Genomic DNA, 18,500 nt, shown 5'->3' on the forward strand with positions numbered 1-18,500 from the left:
ATCATGGGAATCACCACCAAACGCGTTGACGCGAAAAACACCCTGGACAGGCCGACCGCAGAGAAGCCGGCCGTGGATGAGCGGGGCATCCTGGGCGGGCGTGTCTGCACGAACACGGCGCTGCGCCTCGCGGCGCGCAGGCTTGGCCAGCTGTATGACGAAGCGCTGGCGCCGTTGGAGCTCAAGGCCACGCAGCTCGCGCTCATCGCAGAAATACACAAGCGCATGGGTGCCGATCAGCAAGGACCGACGCTTCAGGACTTGGCGGACCGGCTCGCCATCCAACTTTCGGCCCTTACCCATGCGCTCAGGCCGCTGGTGCGCGATGGGTTCGTCGAGTTGCGTCCGGACGCCAAAGACCGGCGGACCAAACACGGTGTGCTCACCCCGCTTGGTAAGACTCGGCTTTCAGAAGCTGTGGTGCGCTGGGCCGCAGCAAATGACCGAGTGGAGGCCGTTCTGGGCCCGGCCTCGGCTGCGAGCCTGAGGGCCCTGGCCGATCAGGTGGCTTCCGACGCGTTTCTGGCCGCATACAAGTCGCAGGGTTGACTGCCGGCCGCGTTGTCGTCATTGCTCCAGCAGACCCGGATCCAGGTCCGTAGCAAGGCGGCGCCATGCCTGAAGCGGCTCATCGTAGGTCGCAAGTTATCAGCTTGCGATATGTGTCCTGCGCCGCTGTAGGACCATTCGAGCTCTTCGCTTCTTCCACCAGATCCATGCACCCGTGATCGACAGCACCGTGACCACGACACCGAGCAGCGCGACGAGGACGCTGTAGAAAGTCCCGAAGACCCTTCCCGTGTGGAGCGCGCGCAGCCATTCGGACAGCACATGTGCGAGCAATATCCACAGGGGTCTCTCGTACTGAACGGCTAGATGACCGGTCGGTCGCACTGCCGAATGATCGGGAGCTCGCGGCTACGCAGCCGACGTTGACTTCATGCACCCAAGCTTTTGAAAGTCTGCTTTCCGACGAGCGTGGGGCAGAACGAGGCTCTGCAGGGGCCTACGTTGTGGGGGAGGGCGCTTGAGTTTTTGTGCTCTGCGCGCCACACGGTCCCAGGGCGCAACATCGCCGCCAAAACGCTCGGCCAGGATCAGCATCGCGATGCCGGCGCCAGCCAACGCCGCCTCGCGCAGCACGGATGTCTCGTTGCTCGACAGTGAGCCCCTTGCGGCCACCGCGGTCAAGCGGCCCGCCTTGCGAAGCCGATACTCGGCACGGCTGCCGAAGGCATGCGTGATGCACTCGTGCGTGCGCAGGTCCTCCGGCCGCTTGGGAGCGCCACGCCGTTGCAGGTAGGCTGGCGATGCGCACGGCACCGAGTGGCAGGTGGCGATTTGACGCGCCACCACACCTTCGTCCAGGCGATTGGTGATGCGGACGGCCAGATCGATGCGTTCATCGACCAGATCGATCGTGCGGTCCACAGTGAGCAGTTCGACCTCGATGCGAGGGTAGCGGCTCTGAAACTCGACGATCGCGCGCGTCAGGCTCGAGACGGCGAACGACAAGCTCGTCGCGAGCCGCAGCCTGCCCGCGGGCTCCGTTCGGCGCGCACCGGTGACGGCCTGCACGTCCGAGGCCAGCTCGAGCATCTGGCGCAATCGCGGCAGCGCCTCCTGCCCAGATCCAGGCCACACTGGCCACCAAGCTGCAGGTGTGGGGCCCACGCATGGGCGCCAACGCGCCCAAGAGCGTGCCGCTCCCGGAGGTGTTGGTGGGAAACACGATTTCGCTGGAAGGCCAGGCGCTCGAGGTTCGTGGGCTCGACGACAGCCTGCCGCATCGCAGCTATGTGTGGATTCCGTCCCTCAAGACGATCGCCGGCGGTGTGAACGTGTACGCCGGCCTGCACCTCTGGATGGCCGACGCGCAAAGCCCGCAAGAGCGCGCGGACTGGGCGAAGAAGCTAGGCGCCATGGCAGCCTTGCAGCCGACCAGGGTCATTCCGGGCCACAGCGCGGCTGGTGCGAAGCAGGACGCATCGCAGATCGCCTGGAGCCAGGCCTACCTTGCGCGTTATGAGCAGGAGTTGCCGAAGGCAGCCGACAGCGGTGCGCTCATGGGCGCCATGAAGCAGGCCTATCCGGAGGCGGGCCTTGGTGTCGCACTGGACATCGGAGCGAAGGTGAACAAGGGCGAAATGAAATGGTGAGCGCGCGCAGCAACCAATGAAACGTCCAGGGGCGTCCGGTTTTCATCGGGCGCCCTTTTTCATTGGGGGACTCCTCAACCCTGCCGACCGCTCGACCATGTGTCAGCCGTCTCCGCCAGTGTGCAGCGGCGCAGTCCGATGGCTCATTTCTGCCGGGGTCGGACAATTTCTCTGTCGCAGCAACCGTCAAGGATGAACCCCTGAGGAGTTCACCATGAGCAAGCACCCACTCGATGGAATGAAGGTCGCGATCCTTGTCGCTGACGGCTTCGAGCAAGCCGAGATGACGGAGCCCCGCAAGGCACTCGATGCCGCCGGTGCCGAGACCAAGCTCGTGTCACCAGCAAACGGCCTCGTCCGCGCTTGGAAGCACCATGACCCGGCCGACGCGTTCGAAGTTGACATACCGCTTGCGCAAGCCGTTGCAAGCGAGTTTGACGCGCTGCTGCTGCCGGGAGGCGTGATCAATCCCGATTCGCTGCGAATGAACGAACAGGCAGTCGCATTTGTTCGAGATTTCGTCAAGGCCGCCAAGCCGGTGGCTGCGATCTGCCACGGACCGTGGATGCTGATCGAGGCAGATGCCGTCGGGGGCCGAACGGTGACGTCCTGGCCCTCACTGCGGACCGACCTCAAGAATGCCGGGGCCAAGTGGGTCGACCGTGAGGTTGCGGTCCATGGCAACCTGATCACCGGCCGCAAGCCTAGAGACCTCCCGGCGTTCACTCGGGAGATGATCAAGGTGTTCGCTGCTGCACGCGTGTATGCCTGACGGGTCACGCGGCCAGATGCTTGATTTCTGCAGGACAGGGAAGCGACTCGCAAGCTTCCCGGACAAGCCGCCGAGGCAATGGCCAATGCGTGGTCATCGGTTGCTGAGTCGGGAATCCGCGAGTGCCGAGTTGGTTTGAAACGGTTCGCCGAGCACATCGTCCGCGACGAAGGCGACCTTGGTGCGCAGGCCTTCTGGCGAGGTGTCACCCAATGCGATCACCCGCTCCCGGGCAGGGGAGTTGCCGGTGTGCGCGTCGGCGCTGCCAGACAACTGGAAGGTGGCCCGATTCAAGGTGGAAGGCACGGTGTAGGTGAAGGCGAACATGCGCGATTCGGTCGGCTTGGCGTACATGGGGCACACGTTGGTGCGGGCGACGGGATTCACGCCTTCCTTGTACAGGCCCCAGCGCTCCAGTGTCTTCACGTAGTTGGTGTTGAATTCGACGAAGCCCTGGTCGCTGAACGGATCAGGCGAGCGCAACTCGCACTGGGCAAAGGCGGTGGTGGGGCGGCCGACGCTGGCCAGGTGGGCTTCGACCGCGGCAAAGGCATCGGCCATCGGCAGCGGTTGGAGAAAGCGCACGCGTTCCAGCGCGAAGCCCGGTTCGGCTGCCACCCCGCCCGAATACTGGAAGACGGAGGGGATGTAGCGGTAGCCGCCGGGGGCGAAAACCGTCGTGGCGTGTGACATGGGAATGCTCCAGGAGGGGAAAAAAAACGGGGGGTGAGCGGATGCGGTGCGATCAGCGCTCTGCCTGCAAGGGGTTCGCCAACGTGCCGATGCCCTCGATCTCGACTTCGACGAGATCACCGGCGCGCATCAGCTTGCACGATTCGCTGGCAGGAAGCATTCTTGTATGAATGGCCATACCCGCGACACCGGCGATCCCTGCATCTCCACGGGGATGCGGCGACGCTGAAATGCACGACGCCGAGAAGCTCGAAGCGGTGCTGCGCTATCACGAGCGCACCAAGCACCAGTTCCACCGCTATGCGCGCTCCGCCGGCACCCTGGATTGGGTCAACCAACCCAACCCGTTCCGCCGCTACGAGGGGGCGCCGCTCACACGCTTGCCCATCCTTGGCGCGGACGAAGAGCCGCTGTCGCCTGGTTACAAGGACATCTATCGGCGGGCCTCGGTTCCGAGCGCGCCGCTCACGGTCCGCTCGCTGTCGCGGCTGTTCGAGTACGCGCTTGCGCTGTCGGCCTGGAAGGAGGCGGGCGGCACGCGTTGGGCACTGCGCAGCAACCCTTCGAGCGGCAATCTGCATCCCACCGAGGGCTACCTGCTGATCGGCGCGCTTGCCGGCCTGGCGCACGCGCCCGGCCTGTACCACTACGCGCCGAGAGAGCACGGCCTGGAACGGCGCGCGAACGGCTCCGTCGAATGGTTCGCACAGTTGATGCGAGAGTTTCCCCCACAGGCCTTTCTGATCGGTCTCTCGTCCATCCACTGGCGCGAAGCGTGGAAGTACGGCGAACGCGCGTTTCGTTATTGCCAGCACGACGCTGGCCATGCCATCGGCACGCTTGGCATCGCCGCCGCGACCCTGGGGTGGCGCACTGTCGTGTTGCATGGCCTGGCGGCCGAAACCATCGAAGCCTTGCTGGGGCTAGACCGCGCCGAGGACTTCGCAGGCGCCGAGCGCGAAGAGCCCGAACTCGTCATGCTTGTCTGGCCGAACGACTCGGCCGGGCCGTGGTGCGCAGGCGCGCAGCGCGCGCTGCCGCTCGGCCTTGATCCGCTGCTGGCGCGCGAGCTCGCCAAGCAGGGCTGGTGCGGAGCAGCGAACCGGCTCAGCCGCGACGACCCGGTCGCCTGGACGGTCATCGACGAGGTGGCGCTCGCCTCACGCAATCCGATCGACCAGCGGTATGGCTTGGACCTGTTCGGCGCACCTGCCCCAGCGCATCGAGCCGCAGCGTTCCCGGACGGACCGCTGGCTGGCCGGATCATCCGCCAGCGGCGCAGCCTTCTGGCCTGTGACGGCAAGACATCGCTCCCGGCCGAGCGCTTCTACTGCATGCTCGCACGCGTGATGCCGCGCGTAGAACTGGAAGCGAACCGGCGGCCGTTGCCCTGGGATGCCATTGCCTGGGAGCCGCGCATCCACCTCGCCTTGTTCGTGCATCGGGTGGACGGACTCGACTCGGGGCTGTACGTCCTCGTTCGCGACCTGGCCAAGTTGGACAAGTTGAAGCGCGCCATGCATCAGCGCTTCGACTGGTCAACGCCCCCCGGATGCCCACTGGACCTTCCCCTTCGCAGGCTGGAAAGCGGCGATGCGAGGCAGCTCGCGACGCAAGTGAGCTGCTTTCAGGACATCGCGGGCGACGGGGTCTTTTCGCTCGGCATGATCGCCGAGTATCGGGATGCCTTGTTGGCGCACGGGCCCTGGGTCTATCGCCGGCTCTTTTGGGAAACCGGGGTGATCGGGCAGGTGCTGTATCTGGAAGCCGAAGCGGCGGGCATCGGAGCCACGGGCATCGGCTGCTTCTTCGACGACCCGGTGCACCGGGTGTTCGGCTTCAGCGACCTGGAGTTCCAGTCGCTCTATCACTTCACGATCGGCGGCCCGGTGGAGGACAGCCGACTTACCACGCTGGCACCCTACGGTGTGCATCCGCAGGAGTTGGGGAGTGGTGCAGACCTCGCGTGACGCAACGAGCGGAGGTCGCGGGGCGAGCATGCCGGGCCGGTGGCCCGTCGCCTCTACGTGCCCTCGATGCACATGTTGGCGACTTACGAAGAAACCCGCCATCGAGGCGGGTTTCTGGGCGATGCGGGAGGAAGGGGCGAACCCCTTGGAGCAAAGCTCCCGTGGCCGGATGAGCCACTGAGTCCACCGTTGCATCACGCAAGGTCTGATCGGCCCCTGCACAGAAAGTTCCGCACCATTTCGCGGTCGGTCGGCCCATGGTTCAGGCCGCGGCGCACTTGTCGAAAGGTCACGCCGCGTTGACGGTTTACTCGTCGTCGCGCAGGAGGCGTACAGTCGCGCACCAACCCTTTATCGGAGGGTGCCGATGAGTGAAAGATCTGCAATCGACGAAGCACGCTTTGCGCAAGCGGTGCAACTCGTTGTCGCAGCCGTATCCGCCAATTCGCTGAGCAGCGATCGGGCCTTTGATGCGCAAACTCACCAGGACGTCCTTCGAGTGGCACTGATTCGCGCATACCAGACGCTTGGAGAAGCGCGTGACGAGATCGAAGGTCATGTGCGCAGTCCGGATTGACCTGGTCCAGCCTGCGTAGTTTCCCAGCCGCGCAAGCACTTCGAATTTGTGCGCTCAAAGCAGTCGCCGCAGTGAGCTTGATGCCCCCGGGCGGCGAAGGTCTCCCTCACTGCATGCAGCGGCTGCACCGAAAGTAGCGCCCAATAGCTCTTTGCACGGAAGGTGGTCTCCATGACCCAGGAAATCCTCAAGCGAGTTGGTGAGGGGCGCCTACCGATGCACTTCTTCACGCGCGCGGACATTGACGGCCTTCAAGACTTGCGGGCCGCAGGCTACCTCAAGGTCCGCTTTGGGCCTCCCGCGCAAGATCATCGGACCTCCGCCACTGTCACCGAAGTCACGACACTAGGTCGCGCGGCCATACGGTATTTCGGGTATGGGTTCCAGGCGCGCCACTAGAGGCCTCTCGTGTGACATCGCGCATCGGGCTCATCGTTGCCGTCCAGCAACTCGGGCCGAGCGAATTCTCTTGGTCGCTGGCGAGGCATAGTGGCGGCCCCGCTGAATGTGTCGCGGCGTCAGTGGAACCTTTCGCGACCTATGAGCAGGCGCTTGATGCAGGCCGGAGGGCGCCACGAACAAGCCCGCACTGCGCTCCCCCGCCTGGCAGCCGGTCTTCGAATGGTCCCGATGCCATGGGTGCCGTACAGGTACGTCCTGGCGGGGTGTAAGGTCGGGCACTACCGGAGTTGTCCATGAATACCCCACGCCCACCGCCCATCGCCGCCGTTCCGGGGGCCATCGCGGGCCTGCCGCCCGTCTCCAGGCGCGAGCAGTTGCGCCTCGAACTCCTCACCACGGTCGATTCGCTGCAGCGGCGGCGAGCCGACCTCGTTTCCGAAGGCTTCATCGAGGACTACGTGGCGCTCCATTGGCTCGAATGGAACGGCGGCGCCCTGCGCCTGACCGTGACCGGGACGAACATGTGCCAGCAGTTGCGCGCCCGATTGAATTGACATGGTCGGGCCGCGGCTCGCGCTCGCCTACGTACATCGCCGAGCCCGGCTGCGATTTCATCTTCAACATCCACGCGGCGCACACCGAGCGGCAGCATGTGATCGAGGAAGCACTGACGCTCAGCCAGGACCTGGAGCCGCGGGTGGAAACCGATCCCACGACCCGCACTACCTGCGTAGTCTGGCACTGCGATTCCGATGGGCTTCGTGCAAATCGGCACCGGACGCGATGCCGCGGACGTCGCGTTCGCGACGATCTTCGGAACGGTGACGTCTTCGGCTCCGCGCATCGCCATCGAGGCTAGAAGCGGGTCAGCTCGAACATCCGCTCCAGATCTGATCTGCACGACCCGGGGGCGAGGAGAGTTTGTGAACCAAGCAGAGCATTCCCTGCGGAAATGCGAATCAAGGCGCATCATGGGTTGATGAATATCCAGCTCGGTTTTGAGATCGCTTACCAGTTTCCCCAGCCGACGCCAATGATCCTGGCCCTCAGCATTCATTACTCGCGCGCCTCGGATCTCCTGCGCCCGGACCATCTGCTCACGAAGCCGGCCGTACCCACGACCGCGTACCGCGATCTGTTTGGTAACTGGTGCACACGCCTGGTCGCACCCGCGGGCCGCTTTGTACTGAGTACGGATACCGTGGTCCACGACAGCGGCGCGCCTGACATCGTCGTGCCCTCTGCGCCGCAGACGCCGGTGGAGTACCTGCCCGAGTCCACGTTGCTCTACTTGCTGGGTAGCCGCTACTGCGAAACCGACCTGCTGTCCGATTTTGCCTGGCAGCGCTTTGGGACCGGACCGACCGGCTGGGGCCGTGTGCAGGCGGTCTGCGATTTCGTGCACCAGCACATCGAGTTCGGCTACCAGCACGCCCGGCGCACCCGTTCGGCCTTTGAAGCCTTCAAGGAAGGGCAAGGCGTGTGCCGCGACTATGCGCACTTGGCGATCACCCTATGCCGCTGCCTGAACATTCCGGCCCGTTATTGCACCGGCTACCTCGGCGATGTCGGGACCCTGCCGCCGTACGGCACGATGGACTTTGCGGGTTGGTTCGAGGCTTTCCTGGGTGACCGCTGGTACACCTTCGATGCGCGCAACAACGTGCCCCGCATCGGCCGCGTACTGATTGCGCACGGGCGCGACGCCAGCGACGTGGCGTTGTCCAGCACCTTCGGCCCCAACGAGCTGGACGGATTCAAGGTCTGGTGCGACGAGGTTCAGTGATTGAAAAGGACACATGAAGACCTTTGCGATAGCTGCCATTGACGGATACCAGCGGTTTATTTCGCCGTACAAGGGCTTCGGCTGCGCCCATCGAGTGCGGACCGGGGGCGCTTCCTGCTCGCGGTTCGCAAAGCGAGCGATTGCTAGCCTGGGGATGATTGCCGGCCTCCTCGTTACCTCCGTCGCTTTGAAGCATGCGCCGCCTCGGCACGGATCCTCTCGAGCGCGGAAGGCCGACCAGCCGCGGCGCCACAGGAGGCTCCCGCAGCCCCGAAAGTCGCAAGCAAGTCCGCTATAACCGGTCTGACGCTGCGAGCAGACATTGACCGCCATCGGAGGCTTCGACATGGACCTGCGCCCCCCGCCAGCGCCAAGGGATGTCGCGTCAATCCAGCGCGAGCTGGCGCGACTCTTTCGGTGCAATCCGTGCCTGGGCTACGACCTGGCGCCAACGGTCCAGATCCTCTTGCATCCTGTGCGCCAGCGCGTCGGCGCCTCCGGGCTCGGCGCGCGCGCCGTGGCTCTCGAAGCGTGCGACGACCTCCGGGTCGGCGAGCGCATCGTTGAGCGCCCGATTGAGGCGGTCGATGGCCGCCGCGGGCGTGCCGGCCGGCGCGAACAGCCCATACCATTGCCCGACATCCACCCCCTCGACGCCCAGTTCCGCGAGCGTCGGAACGCCGGGAAGGGCCTCCAGCCGGTTGGGCCCGGCCACCGCCAAGGCGCGCAGCTGACCCGCATGGATGAACGGGTAGGCCGTGAACAAGCTGGGGAACATGATCTGCGAGCGACCGATAACCGTATCTGCGATCGCAGGCGCGGCCCCCTCGTAGGTCGCGCTGGCCATCGAGGTTCCACTGCTGAGCTGGAACAGTTCGGCGGCGAAGTGCGGCGGCGTCCCATCGCCGGCGGAGGCGTAGCTCAAAGAGCGAGGCGCACCCTTCAGACGAGCGATCAGCGCGTGTAGGTCGGGAGCGCCCGGCTCGGGGTGCGTGACCATCAAGGTAGGCGAAGAACCGACGAGCCCGATCGGCGCGAAATCGGCGACCGGGTCATAGCCCAGCCTTTGCAAGGCGGGGTTCATGGCGTGCGTGCCGACGTAGCCGAACATCAGGGTGTGTCCGTCCGGCGCGGAGCCCGCGACGTACTCGCTCGCGATGGCGCCATTGGCTCCGGCCCTGTTGTCGACCAGCACGTCCTGGCCAAGCAGCGGGCCTAGCTTGGCAGCAATGATGCGCGCCATTGTGTCGTTGCCGCCTCCGGCGCGCGTCGGCACGATGATCGTTAGGGCCTTGTGCGGGAACGTTGAGGGCTCGACCTCCTGCGCATCGGCGCGCGAAAACACATAGTCGGGCAGATGCAACTCGCCCTGCATGATCTTTCGCGCCGTGCGAACCAGCGAGGCGCGTTCGACCGCTGCGCCTTCGCCGAAGCCGCTCAACTCGACTTCGACATCGATCTGGCCCGCGGGATGCAACACGACCAGCTTGTGGCTTCCGGGTTCCCGCGCCGCCCCGCTCGCGACCGTTCCCGGCAAGGCAAAGGCGCTGGCGACGCCGATGGCGCCGGTCACCGCGTGCGATGCATGGCATTTGCGCGGCGTAAAGTAGCGCGAGCTGATGCTGTCGTCCGACACGCCCGTGCCGACCAGCACCGGCTTGGGAATGACGCTGTCGGACACGTCGCCCAGGCCCATCCGGCGTCCGGCTTCCAGGCGGAGGCCTTCCAGCCGCTCGAGCAGCGCCGTGTTGGCATCCAGCGCCGCCGGCTTCTCGCGCCCCGTGACGCCGAGGTCGCTGGCCCGCACGATCATCAGCGGCATGGCCGCATCGATGCAGGTGACCTCGATCCCGTCGATCGTGTCGGTGCGATGGCCGGTCGGGAACACCTTCCCGGTGACGGCACCCCACGCATCGAGGAAGTTGAGCAGGATGGGCGCCGCCGTGCCGGCCACGCCATCGATGCGCGCGTCGCCCTCGTAGGTCACGCGGCCGCCAGGCGTGCGCACAGTCACTTCGATCTGCGAGTTGGTGTTGACGTTGTAGACGCGGACGCTGGTCGTGCCGTCCTTGGCCGCCACCAGGCCCTGCTCGATTGCGAAAGGCGCAACGCCCGAGAGCATGTTCCCGCAGTTCGGCCGGGTGTCGACCGAGCGGTGGCCGACGCCCACCTGCGCGAAAAAGTAGTCGATGTCACAGCCCGGCCGCGACGAGCGCGACACGATCGCGACCTTGCTGTTGAGCGTGCTGCCGCCGCCCACACCGTCAAGTTGAAGCGGGTCGGAGGCGCCGATGGCGCCGATCAGCGCCTGGTCGCGGGCCTCGTCGCCCGCCGGCAACCACTCGCGCAGAAAGAAGGGGCCGCGCGACGTGCCGGCGCGCATCAGCACGCAAGGAATGGACGGGCTCATCTCAGTCCGCGGTGATCTTGGCCGCTTGGACCACCTTCTTCCACTTGACCTGCTCCTGCGCGATGAAGGTGCGCATCTGGTCGGTGGTCATGGTGGAGACCTCGGCACCGTGGTCTTCGAGGCGCTTGATAACGGTCTTGTCGGCCAACACGTCGTTGAGCGCCTTGTTGAGTTGCTCGACCACCGGCTTGGGCGTCTTTGCCGGGGCGAAGATGCCGTACCACTGCGAGACGTCGACGTCGGCGATGCCCTGCTCCTGCAGCGTGGGCACGTCCGGCATGAGCGCAGAGCGCTTGGGCCCTGCAACACCCACCGCCTTCAGCTTGCCGGACTTGACGTACGGCATGGCGGTGAAGAGGCTGGGGAACATCACCTGCGTCTGGCCGCCGATGGTGTCCGTGATGGCCGGCGCAGAGCCCTTGTAGGGCACGTGCAGCATGCTGGTGCCGGTCGACAGCTTGAACATCTCGGCGGCAAAGTGCGGCGCCGTGCCGTTGCCGGCGGAGGCGTAGCTGGTCTTGTCCGGCGCGGCCTTGAGCATCGCCACGACTTCCTTCGCGTTGCTGGCCTTGACGGACGGATTGAGCACCATCAAGGTCGCCGATGAGCCGACCATGCCGATCGGCTCGAAGTCCTTGATCGGGTCGTAGCGAAGCTTCTGCAGCGCAGGGTTCATCGCATGCGTTGCGATGTAGCCCAGCATGAGCGTGTAGCCGTCGGGCGCGGCGCGCATCACGAACTCGCTGGCGATGGCGCCGTTGGCGCCCGCCTTGTTGTCGACGATGACGGGCTGCTTGAGGATGGCCGACATGGCCTGGCCGATGACGCGCGCCATGGCGTCGTTGGCACCGCCCGCCGCCGTCGGGACCACGATGGTGATGGACTTCTCAGGAAAGGCGGCGGCTGCAGTGCCGCAAGCCACGGATGCCGCCAGTGCAACGGCGCCAACGAGGCGAATCTTCTGGATGTTCAATTTGTCTACTCCGGTGGATTGTCAAAAGCTGGATGGGAGAGGAGGCTCTTGCTTGGCCTGGCCTTGACGAATGTTCCGCCTTTGGATGTCTTCTGTGAATTGCATGTTTAGGATCGATTGATGCACACTGTCGATTACTGATGCGGCTTCAGGAGCCCCGCGCCATGGCCATCAACTTCAATCTCAACGACCTGCAGGCGTTCCGAGCGGTGGCCGAGCTCAACAGCTTCCGCAAGGCCGCCGAGGCGCTGCATGTCTCGCAGCCGGCGTTCAGCCGGCGCATCGAAAAGCTCGAGGAGGCCCTCGGCGTGCGGCTGCTCGACCGCACCACCCGGCGCGTGAACCTGACCTCGGTGGGGCGCGACTTCGACCGCAAGGTGCAGCAGCTGCTGGACGACCTCGACCACACGCTCCTGGGCATCCGCGGCGTGGCGGCCACGCGCATGGGCGAGGTGACGATCGCCTGCGTGCCGTCGACCGTCTACTACTTCCTGTCGCAGGTGATCTCGCGCTACCACGAGCGCTACCCGAAGATCCGGGTGAAGATCTTCGACGCCAGCGCCAATGAGGTGCTGTCGGTGGTGTCGAGCGGCGAGGCCGACTTCGGGTTGAACTTCGTCGGCGGCAAGGAACCGGAGATCGAGTTCAAGCCCTTGATGGAGGAGCGCTTCGTCGCGGCCTGCCGGCGCGACCATCCGCTCGCCAAGAAGCGCCGGGTGAGCTGGACCGAACTGGGGCAGTACGACTTCATCTCGGTGAGCAAGGCCTCGGGCAACCGGCTGCTGCTGGACCAGGCATTGTCGAACTTGCCAGGTCGCCCGCAGAGCATCTACGAGACCCAGCACGTGACGACGATGCTCGGTCTGGTGGAGGCGGGGCTCGGCGTGGCCGCGGTGCCGTCGATCGCCATGCCGGACGCGGACCATCCGCTGCTGGTGAGCGTTCCGCTCTACGACCCGGTGATCACCCGCAAAATCGGCCTCATCCGGCGCAAGGGCCGCACCTTATCCCCGGCAGCGCAACAGCTCTACGCCTTCTTCTCGGAGATGAAAGCAACGCGCGGCAAGCCCCAAGGCCGCCGCGCGGTAAGTTGAATGGCTGGAGGCGCAGGCGTTCTCCCAGATCGACACCACGATGCAGGCCCCGGCTTGGTCGATAGCGAAGATCAGGGACGGGCTCAGCGCCGGGCGCCAAGCACCCGATCGACCATGACGCCGGCCTGGCCGAGGTTGTTGGAAGGATCGCACATGGCGTCGAGCTGGGCCCGCGTGACGTGCTTGTTGATCTCCGGGTGGGCGGCCAGGATCTCAATCAGCGGCCGGTTGCTGGCCAGTGCCTGGCGGCACAGGTCATAGACCAGGTCGTGCGCGTACTCACGGCCGATGTACGGCCCCAGGCCCATCATCACGGCCTCGGACATCACGAGCCCGTTGGTGATGTCGATGTTGGCGCGCATGCGGGTCGCATCGACCTCCAGGCCCTTCAGGATGAACTTGGTCTGCTTCAGGGCGCCGGACATCAGGCAGAAGATCTCTGGCAGCGACACCCACTCGATCTCCCACGGGCCCGTGGAGCGCTCGTGATCGGCCACCATCGCATCCATGAGCGCAGCGGCGTGCTGGCGTGCGACCGAGATGTTGGCGTGGATGTAGAGGCAGGAGATCGGGTTGCGCTTTTGCGGCATGGTCGATGACGATCCGCGCCCTGGGGCGAAGGGTTCGAAGACCTCCGCCACCTCGGTCTGCATCATCAGCTTGACGTCCATCGCGATCTTGCCGAGCGAGCCGCCGACCAGCCCGAGGAAGGCACCCACCTCGGCGATGGTGTCGCGCACCGTGTGCCACGAGATCAGCGGCTGGGCCAGCCCGAGTTCCTTCATCAGCCCGGCCTGGGTTTCCATGGCGCCCTTCTCCAGCGAGGACAGGGTGCCCGACGCGCCGCCGAACTCGCCCATCAGCACGCGCGGCTTGAGCTGCTGCAGGCGCTCGCGGTGGCGATCGATGCCGGCCAGGATGCTCGCCATCTTGTAGCCGAAGGTGATGGGCGTGGCCTGCTGCAGGTTGGAGCGGCCGATGACGGGCGTATCACGGTACTTCTTCGCCAGCGCGGCCAACGCATCGCCGATCTCGTCCAGATCCTGCTCGACCAGCGCCAGGCCCTCGCGCATCTGCAGCACGGCCGCCGTGTCGGTGATGTCCTGCGTGGTGGCGCCCCAGTGGCAGTACTCGCCCAGCTTGTCGCGGCAGTTCGCATTGATCTGGTTGACCACCGCGATGATGGGATAGCCGATCTGCTCGGTCTTGGCTTTCAGCTTGGCCCAGTCGATCTGCGACAGGTTGCAGTTTCGGACGATCTCGTCAGCGGCTTCCTTCGGGATGATCCCGAGCTCGCCCTGGACCTTCGCCAGGGCGCGCTCGATGTCCAGGTACTTGGCGGTGCGGTTCTCGTCGGACCAGACTTCGCGCATGCGCGCGTCGCTGAACATGTCGCCGAAGATGCGCGAATCGATGATGGTGGAGGCCATGGTGCTTGTTTCGGTGGAAGTGGATGAATGGGGTCAGGTGCGGGCCAGGGCCAGCGTGCGTTGTGCCTGCAGCACGACGGGCCGATCGACCATGCGCCCGTCCAGGCGGGCAGCGCCGGGCGACGCGGCATCGGCAACCAGAACGCGCTGAGCCCAGTCCAGCGCCGCTGCACCCGGATGCAGTGCGACGTGGATCGGTTGGACCTGGCGCGGGTGAATGCACAGCTTGGCGCCGAAGCCGAAGCGTCGCGCATCGGCGAGATCCGACAGCAGGCGTGCCTCGTCGTCCAGTTGCGGCGTGACGCCTGCGACCGGTGCCGGCAGGCCGGCCAGCCGCGAGGCGATCGCGATGCGGCTGGCGGCATAGCCCAGGCCGGTGGCGTCGGTGGAGATGTCCATGTCCAGGTCGAGTGCGAAATCGAGCGTGCCGAACACCAGGCGCTGCGTGCCGGCGGCCGCGATGCGGTCTACCTCGGCCACGCCGCGCGCGCTTTCGATGAGCGCGAGGATGCTCGCGCCCGGCAGGGCAGCTTGCGTCTCGGCGACCTGCGCTGCCGACTCGGCCTTGGGCAGGAGCACGGCGTCGGCACGCACGTCGGCCAACGCCGCAAGGTCGGCCGTGAACCAGGGCGAGCCGGCGTCATTGATGCGCACGACGATGCGCGACCGGTCCATCGGGCTTGCACCCTGCAGCCATGTCGCGATGGCTTTGCGGGCGCTGGCCTTGTCGTCGGCAGCCACGGCGTCCTCTAGATCGAGCACGACGCGGTCGGCGCCACTGGCCAGGGCCTTGTCGAAGCGTTCCGGCCGCGCGCCGGGCACGAAGAGGTAGGTGCGAGGGAGCGGCAGCATTGCGTCGGGCATGGCAAGCGCCTCAGACGGCCTTGGAGGTGTGCAGGTGGGCGATCTCCGTCGCGCTGTAGCCCAGTTCCGCCAGGATCGCATCCGTGTGCTGGCCGAGCGCGGGCACCGGGTCCATGCGCGGGCCGGTATCCCAGCTGCCGGGCGGCAGCATGGCGGGCACGGGGCCCGTGGCCGTTGCGACCTCGGTCCAGCGGCCGCGTGCCTGGAGCTGGGGATGCGCCCAGACTTCCTTCATGGTGTTGACCTGGGCATTGGCGATCTGCGCGAGTTCGAGCCGCTCGACCACCTGCGCGCCCGTCAGCGGTTGGAAGGCATCCACGATGATCTGACGCAAGGCCGAGCGCTCCGCCACGCGCTTGAAGTTGGCCGTGAAGCGCGGGTCCTTGGCGAGTTCGGGCTGCTGCAGCACCTTGTCGCAAAAGCTCACCCATTCGCGCTCGTTCTGCAGGCCCAGCATCACCGTGGCGCCGTCGCCGGCCGGGAACGGGCCGTAGGGGTAGATGGTCGCGTGGCTCGCGCCGGTGCGCGGCGGCGGCGCAGCGCCTTCGAAGGCGTAGTAGAGCGGGTAGCTGGTCCACTCGGCCAGCGACTCCAGCATCGAGATGTCGATGCGCTGGCCCTTGCCGGTCTGACCGCGCTGCAACAAGGCCGCGAGGATGTTGCTGTACGCGTACATGCCGGCGGCGATGTCCGCGATTGAGGGGCCTGCCTTGCAGGGCTCGTCCTGCGTGCCGGTGATCGAGACGAAGCCGGCCTCGCTCTGGATCAACAGGTCGTAGGCCTTCTTGTCCCGGTACGGGCCGGGGTTGTGCGGGTCGTCGCCATAGCCGGAGATGTCGCAAACGATCAAGCCGGCCTTGGCGGCGGAGAGCTTGTCGTAGCCCAGGCCCAGGCGTGCTGCCGCGCCCGGTGCCAGGTTCTGCACCACGACGTCGGCCTTTTCCGTGACCAGGCGCTCGAGCACGCGCGCCGCCTCGGGGTGCTTCACGTCGAGCGTGAGGCTTTCCTTGGAGCGGTTGGTCCAGACGAAGTGCGACGCCAAGCCGCGAACGCGTTCGTCGTAGCCGCGGGCGAAATCGCCGGAGCCGGGGCGCTCGATCTTGATGACGCGCGCGCCGAGATCGGCCAGTTGTCGGGTGGCGAAGGGCGCCGCGATCGCGTGCTCCAGCGTGACGACGGTGATGCCCTTGAGTGGCTGCATGTCTTTTTCTCTGTGGATGGGGTGGGTGAATCAGCGCAGCACGGCGGTGGCGTCCATCGTCAGCCAGCCCTCGTGGTCCGAGGCCCAGAGGCGGATCGTTTTGCCGTCGGCCAGCGGCTCGCCGCTGACGTGGAAGGCGTTCAGGTCGAAGGTGGGGCGCACGGCCTTGAAGCGGAAGCTCGCCACCTGTGCGTCAGGCAACTGGCGGCGCAACAGGTCCATCAGCAGCGTGGCGATCAGCGGACCGTGCACGATCAGGCCCGGGTACCCCTCGACCTGCGTGACGTACTGGCGGTCGTAGTGGATGCGGTGGCCGTTGAAGGTGAGTGCCGAGTAGCGGAACAGCAGGACGTCGTCGGGCACGATCTCGCGGCGCCAGGCGGCGTCGGTCGGCGCGGTCTGCGGGGGTGACGCGACATCGTTCGGACCCTGCGCCTCCCGGTAGACGATGTCGTGGAACTCGACAAGCGCCGGCTCGGTCGCCTCGTTGCAGCGCACCTCATGGCGCACCTTCACGAACACGAGCTTGCCGGTGCGGCCTTCCTTGATCGAGACGTCGTCGATGGTCGAGGTGCGCGCCACGCGGTCGCCCACGCGGATCGGGGAACGAAACTCGAACTGGCTGCCGGCCCACATGCGGCGGGGCAGGGGAACCGGTGGCAGGAAGCCGCCGCGCTTGGCATGGCCGTCGGCGCCGATCTCGCTTTGGCGATGCATCGGCAGGAAGTAGAGCCAATGCCAAAGCGGCGGAAGGGGGCTGCCGGCTGTGGCTGGCGTCGCCGGATGGTCCAGCGTCGCGGTCAGCGCGACGACGGGCGTGGGGTAGATGGTGTCTTCGAATCGCTCGCTGCGTCCAATCCACGATTGCAACTGATCTTGCTGTACGTCCACTTCGTCTCCTTGACTGGTTGCACCAAATGGCAGCAGTTGTTGGAAGCGAGTGTGCGGCGCCGGTCACGCCAAGGGAATTGCAATGTTTGGTCCTATTGATGCACTTAGTGCAATAAAGGACTGTTCCCTGTCGAACGCAACGCAATTCGACCGCTGCATGCGGCGCGCCATCTCGCCAGGGTCGAACGTCCGTTTGGGCGCAGAGCGGTCGTTCCCTACGCCTCTTGGAAGGACCGCAATGGGGCCGCATCCTGCCAGATGGGTAGGCCGCTCGCGCACGTGTCACGGGTCTGCCTCACGAAATATCAGCGGCCATCTGATGCACTTTCTGCTTTCGAAGCAAAAGGTTCGTACCTAGGTGTGCATTGCTTCCTAGGCTTGCAGACGCGAAATAATCAAAATGGCTTACATAGTCAATTGAGCGACCGTCCTGGAGCCCGAACATGCGCAACTTCTTCCAGTCCCGCCACCGCGATCTAGCGGCAAGACCGCTCCAATCGAGCCGCCCTAACCCGCAGACCCCTGCGATGCTGGTTCCGCAAGGTCGTGCCGAACTGGACAACGGGGTGACGGTCAGCGAGCTTTCGGAGTTGGAAGCGAAGGCTCTGTGCGCTCGCGAAGGCATCGCATTTTTCTGGCCGATACGCGAACCTGCTCCGGGTGGCTAGGCGTTGCCTTTGGGCATTAAACCTGGGTCAGCAATGGGGTACGGACGAACGAGCGATTGGGCGCGAGCAGACGCGTGCGGTGTCTGGGTTGCAGCAATAGCATGGAATGCGGTTGAGACTCCAGTTCGTGGCCGCGGATGGCTGCGGCGCGATGGAGGGATGGCCAAGCCATTCGCTTCTAGAAGGGTTCGAGACATCTGCCACGGAGACCGGCGCAGCTTTTGGATTGCCGAGCACCCCTGTAGCCACCACTCTGACCACCTCAATGCGGCCATTGGCGCTTCAGTTGCAGTGGATGAATTTCCCGTTGGCCTGGCACAGCTTTCCTTCCGGACTGACAAACCGGGAACCGTCGCCTGTGTTGTTGTATCGGTTGCCTTGATCGTCCCAGCACCCTCCGGCATTGCAGTTGCTCAGCGGCGCCGGGCCATGAGTGGACCAGTTTTGCATGGTCCTTATCCTCTAGTCCCTGCACTTCAATTGCCGTCGACGTCGAGGCAGTGGCGTTCTTGCGTGTCGTGAAGAGAAACCTCGAACCCGCCTGGAAAAAAAGAAACCCAGGTCCAGCAGTCGCTCATATCGTGTGGGCCAGGGGGCGTTCACTCCGAAT

Annotated in this window: 19 protein-coding genes and 1 pseudogene; 11 read left to right on the forward strand and 9 right to left on the reverse strand. The window is 65.5% G+C overall.

Annotation, left to right across the window (positions count from 1 at the left end):
* The first annotated feature begins 3 nt into the window (after window positions 1-3).
* Window positions 4-549: a MarR family winged helix-turn-helix transcriptional regulator gene (locus ACIPRI_RS20255; RefSeq protein WP_446623267.1), complete on the forward strand. Its 546-nt coding sequence runs from the start codon at window positions 4-6 to the stop codon at window positions 547-549.
* A gap of 99 nt (window positions 550-648) precedes the next feature.
* On the opposite strand, the gene ACIPRI_RS20260 is transcribed toward ACIPRI_RS20255, so the two are convergent.
* Together ACIPRI_RS20260 and ACIPRI_RS20265 are read right to left on the reverse strand one after the other, a co-directional pair.
* The gene (locus ACIPRI_RS20260) at window positions 649-894 is read right to left on the reverse strand and encodes a PepSY domain-containing protein (protein WP_446623268.1); all 246 of its coding nucleotides are present in this window, start codon (window positions 892-894) and stop codon (window positions 649-651) included.
* Window positions 895-918: 24 nt separating this feature from the next.
* Window positions 919-1,599, reverse strand: coding sequence for a substrate binding domain-containing protein (locus tag ACIPRI_RS20265; protein WP_446623337.1), 681 nt, complete (start codon window positions 1,597-1,599; stop codon window positions 919-921).
* 77 nt (window positions 1,600-1,676) lie between these two features.
* Between ACIPRI_RS20265 and ACIPRI_RS20270 the strand changes: the two genes are divergently transcribed.
* Together ACIPRI_RS20270 and ACIPRI_RS20275 are read left to right on the forward strand one after the other, a co-directional pair.
* The gene (locus tag ACIPRI_RS20270; RefSeq protein WP_446623269.1) at window positions 1,677-2,159 is read left to right on the forward strand and encodes a hypothetical protein; all 483 of its coding nucleotides are present in this window, start codon (window positions 1,677-1,679) and stop codon (window positions 2,157-2,159) included.
* A 214-nt stretch (window positions 2,160-2,373) separates the two neighbouring features.
* On the forward strand, window positions 2,374-2,931 hold the full coding sequence (locus tag ACIPRI_RS20275; RefSeq protein WP_446623270.1) for a type 1 glutamine amidotransferase domain-containing protein: 558 nt from the start codon (window positions 2,374-2,376) through the stop codon (window positions 2,929-2,931).
* A 93-nt stretch (window positions 2,932-3,024) separates the two neighbouring features.
* On the opposite strand, the gene cnbZ is transcribed toward ACIPRI_RS20275, so the two are convergent.
* Entirely contained in the window at window positions 3,025-3,624 is a 600-nt protein-coding gene (gene cnbZ / locus ACIPRI_RS20280; RefSeq protein ID WP_446623271.1) for a 2-amino-5-chloromuconate deaminase CnbZ, read from the reverse strand.
* A 230-nt stretch (window positions 3,625-3,854) separates the two neighbouring features.
* On the opposite strand from cnbZ, the gene ACIPRI_RS20285 reads away from it, so the two are divergent.
* The 6 genes and pseudogenes from ACIPRI_RS20285 to yidD all read left to right on the forward strand — a co-directional run bounded on the left by ACIPRI_RS20285 (window position 3,855) and on the right by yidD (window position 8,657).
* Window positions 3,855-5,594 (forward strand): SagB/ThcOx family dehydrogenase, encoded by a 1,740-nt coding sequence (locus ACIPRI_RS20285; protein WP_446623272.1) that lies wholly within the window; start codon window positions 3,855-3,857, stop codon window positions 5,592-5,594.
* A gap of 367 nt (window positions 5,595-5,961) precedes the next feature.
* A complete protein-coding gene (locus ACIPRI_RS20290; RefSeq protein ID WP_446623273.1) occupies window positions 5,962-6,171 on the forward strand; it encodes a hypothetical protein in 210 nt (69 codons plus the stop codon).
* 695 nt (window positions 6,172-6,866) lie between these two features.
* Window positions 6,867-7,127 (forward strand): hypothetical protein, encoded by a 261-nt coding sequence (locus ACIPRI_RS20295; RefSeq protein WP_446623274.1) that lies wholly within the window; start codon window positions 6,867-6,869, stop codon window positions 7,125-7,127.
* 180 nt (window positions 7,128-7,307) lie between these two features.
* Window positions 7,308-7,553 (forward strand): annotated as a pseudogene (locus ACIPRI_RS20300) (hypothetical protein); the annotation flags it as partial.
* Window positions 7,553-8,359 (forward strand): transglutaminase-like domain-containing protein, encoded by an 807-nt coding sequence (locus tag ACIPRI_RS20305; protein ID WP_446623275.1) that lies wholly within the window; start codon window positions 7,553-7,555, stop codon window positions 8,357-8,359. The pseudogene ACIPRI_RS20300 and the gene ACIPRI_RS20305, both read left to right, overlap by 1 nt.
* Before the next feature lie 13 nt (window positions 8,360-8,372).
* On the forward strand, window positions 8,373-8,657 hold the full coding sequence (gene yidD / locus ACIPRI_RS20310) for a membrane protein insertion efficiency factor YidD (protein WP_446623276.1): 285 nt from the start codon (window positions 8,373-8,375) through the stop codon (window positions 8,655-8,657).
* An 87-nt stretch (window positions 8,658-8,744) separates the two neighbouring features.
* On the opposite strand, the gene ACIPRI_RS20315 is transcribed toward yidD, so the two are convergent.
* Together ACIPRI_RS20315 and ACIPRI_RS20320 are read right to left on the reverse strand one after the other, a co-directional pair.
* Complete coding sequence (locus ACIPRI_RS20315) at window positions 8,745-10,769, reverse strand: 4-oxalomesaconate tautomerase (protein WP_446623277.1); 2,025 nt, start codon at window positions 10,767-10,769, stop codon at window positions 8,745-8,747.
* A gap of 1 nt (window position 10,770) precedes the next feature.
* Window positions 10,771-11,736, reverse strand: a complete 966-nt coding sequence (locus tag ACIPRI_RS20320) for a Bug family tripartite tricarboxylate transporter substrate binding protein (RefSeq protein WP_446623338.1) — start codon at window positions 11,734-11,736, stop codon at window positions 10,771-10,773.
* 170 nt (window positions 11,737-11,906) lie between these two features.
* Here ACIPRI_RS20320 and ACIPRI_RS20325 point away from each other — a divergent pair, with 170 nt between their 5' ends.
* Window positions 11,907-12,836 (forward strand): LysR family transcriptional regulator, encoded by a 930-nt coding sequence (locus ACIPRI_RS20325; RefSeq protein WP_446623278.1) that lies wholly within the window; start codon window positions 11,907-11,909, stop codon window positions 12,834-12,836.
* 83 nt (window positions 12,837-12,919) lie between these two features.
* On the opposite strand, the gene ACIPRI_RS20330 is transcribed toward ACIPRI_RS20325, so the two are convergent.
* From ACIPRI_RS20330 to ACIPRI_RS20345, 4 genes are read right to left on the reverse strand one after another with little or no spacing between them, the layout of a single operon-like run.
* Window positions 12,920-14,266 carry a class-II fumarase/aspartase family protein gene (locus ACIPRI_RS20330; RefSeq protein ID WP_446623279.1) on the reverse strand — a complete coding sequence of 449 codons (1,347 nt, stop codon included), beginning with the start codon at window positions 14,264-14,266 and terminating at the stop codon, window positions 12,920-12,922.
* Between the two features lie 33 nt (window positions 14,267-14,299).
* Complete coding sequence (locus tag ACIPRI_RS20335; protein WP_446623280.1) at window positions 14,300-15,130, reverse strand: HpcH/HpaI aldolase/citrate lyase family protein; 831 nt, start codon at window positions 15,128-15,130, stop codon at window positions 14,300-14,302.
* 10 nt (window positions 15,131-15,140) lie between these two features.
* The gene (locus ACIPRI_RS20340; protein ID WP_446623281.1) at window positions 15,141-16,331 is read right to left on the reverse strand and encodes a CaiB/BaiF CoA transferase family protein; all 1,191 of its coding nucleotides are present in this window, start codon (window positions 16,329-16,331) and stop codon (window positions 15,141-15,143) included.
* A gap of 30 nt (window positions 16,332-16,361) precedes the next feature.
* Window positions 16,362-17,222: an FAS1-like dehydratase domain-containing protein gene (locus ACIPRI_RS20345; RefSeq protein WP_446623282.1), complete on the reverse strand. Its 861-nt coding sequence runs from the start codon at window positions 17,220-17,222 to the stop codon at window positions 16,362-16,364.
* Window positions 17,223-17,665: 443 nt separating this feature from the next.
* Here ACIPRI_RS20345 and ACIPRI_RS20350 point away from each other — a divergent pair, with 443 nt between their 5' ends.
* On the forward strand, window positions 17,666-17,890 hold the full coding sequence (locus ACIPRI_RS20350) for a hypothetical protein (RefSeq protein WP_446623283.1): 225 nt from the start codon (window positions 17,666-17,668) through the stop codon (window positions 17,888-17,890).
* Window positions 17,891-18,500 lie beyond the last annotated feature (610 nt).

This window comes from Variovorax sp. LARHSF232 (assembly GCF_052871435.1).

What these genes read in the sequence shown, in the direction of transcription:
- yidD (WP_446623276.1), top strand. Translation starts at nt 8,373, where the DNA reads ATGAAGACCTTTGCGATAGCTGCCATTGACGGATACCAGCGGTTTATT.
- ACIPRI_RS20285 (WP_446623272.1), top strand. Translation starts at nt 3,855, where the DNA reads ATGCACGACGCCGAGAAGCTCGAAGCGGTGCTGCGCTATCACGAGCGC.
- ACIPRI_RS20315 (WP_446623277.1), bottom strand. Translation starts at nt 10,769, where the DNA reads ATGAGCCCGTCCATTCCTTGCGTGCTGATGCGCGCCGGCACGTCGCGC.
- ACIPRI_RS20305 (WP_446623275.1), top strand. Translation starts at nt 7,553, where the DNA reads ATGAATATCCAGCTCGGTTTTGAGATCGCTTACCAGTTTCCCCAGCCG.
- ACIPRI_RS20330 (WP_446623279.1), bottom strand. Translation starts at nt 14,266, where the DNA reads ATGGCCTCCACCATCATCGATTCGCGCATCTTCGGCGACATGTTCAGC.
- ACIPRI_RS20350 (WP_446623283.1), top strand. Translation starts at nt 17,666, where the DNA reads ATGCGCAACTTCTTCCAGTCCCGCCACCGCGATCTAGCGGCAAGACCG.
- ACIPRI_RS20255 (WP_446623267.1), top strand. Translation starts at nt 4, where the DNA reads ATGGGAATCACCACCAAACGCGTTGACGCGAAAAACACCCTGGACAGG.
- ACIPRI_RS20275 (WP_446623270.1), top strand. Translation starts at nt 2,374, where the DNA reads ATGAGCAAGCACCCACTCGATGGAATGAAGGTCGCGATCCTTGTCGCT.
- ACIPRI_RS20265 (WP_446623337.1), bottom strand. Translation starts at nt 1,599, where the DNA reads ATGCTCGAGCTGGCCTCGGACGTGCAGGCCGTCACCGGTGCGCGCCGA.
- cnbZ (WP_446623271.1), bottom strand. Translation starts at nt 3,624, where the DNA reads ATGTCACACGCCACGACGGTTTTCGCCCCCGGCGGCTACCGCTACATC.
- ACIPRI_RS20295 (WP_446623274.1), top strand. Translation starts at nt 6,867, where the DNA reads ATGAATACCCCACGCCCACCGCCCATCGCCGCCGTTCCGGGGGCCATC.
- ACIPRI_RS20270 (WP_446623269.1), top strand. Translation starts at nt 1,677, where the DNA reads ATGGGCGCCAACGCGCCCAAGAGCGTGCCGCTCCCGGAGGTGTTGGTG.
- ACIPRI_RS20290 (WP_446623273.1), top strand. Translation starts at nt 5,962, where the DNA reads ATGAGTGAAAGATCTGCAATCGACGAAGCACGCTTTGCGCAAGCGGTG.
- ACIPRI_RS20340 (WP_446623281.1), bottom strand. Translation starts at nt 16,331, where the DNA reads ATGCAGCCACTCAAGGGCATCACCGTCGTCACGCTGGAGCACGCGATC.
- ACIPRI_RS20325 (WP_446623278.1), top strand. Translation starts at nt 11,907, where the DNA reads ATGGCCATCAACTTCAATCTCAACGACCTGCAGGCGTTCCGAGCGGTG.
- ACIPRI_RS20335 (WP_446623280.1), bottom strand. Translation starts at nt 15,130, where the DNA reads ATGCCCGACGCAATGCTGCCGCTCCCTCGCACCTACCTCTTCGTGCCC.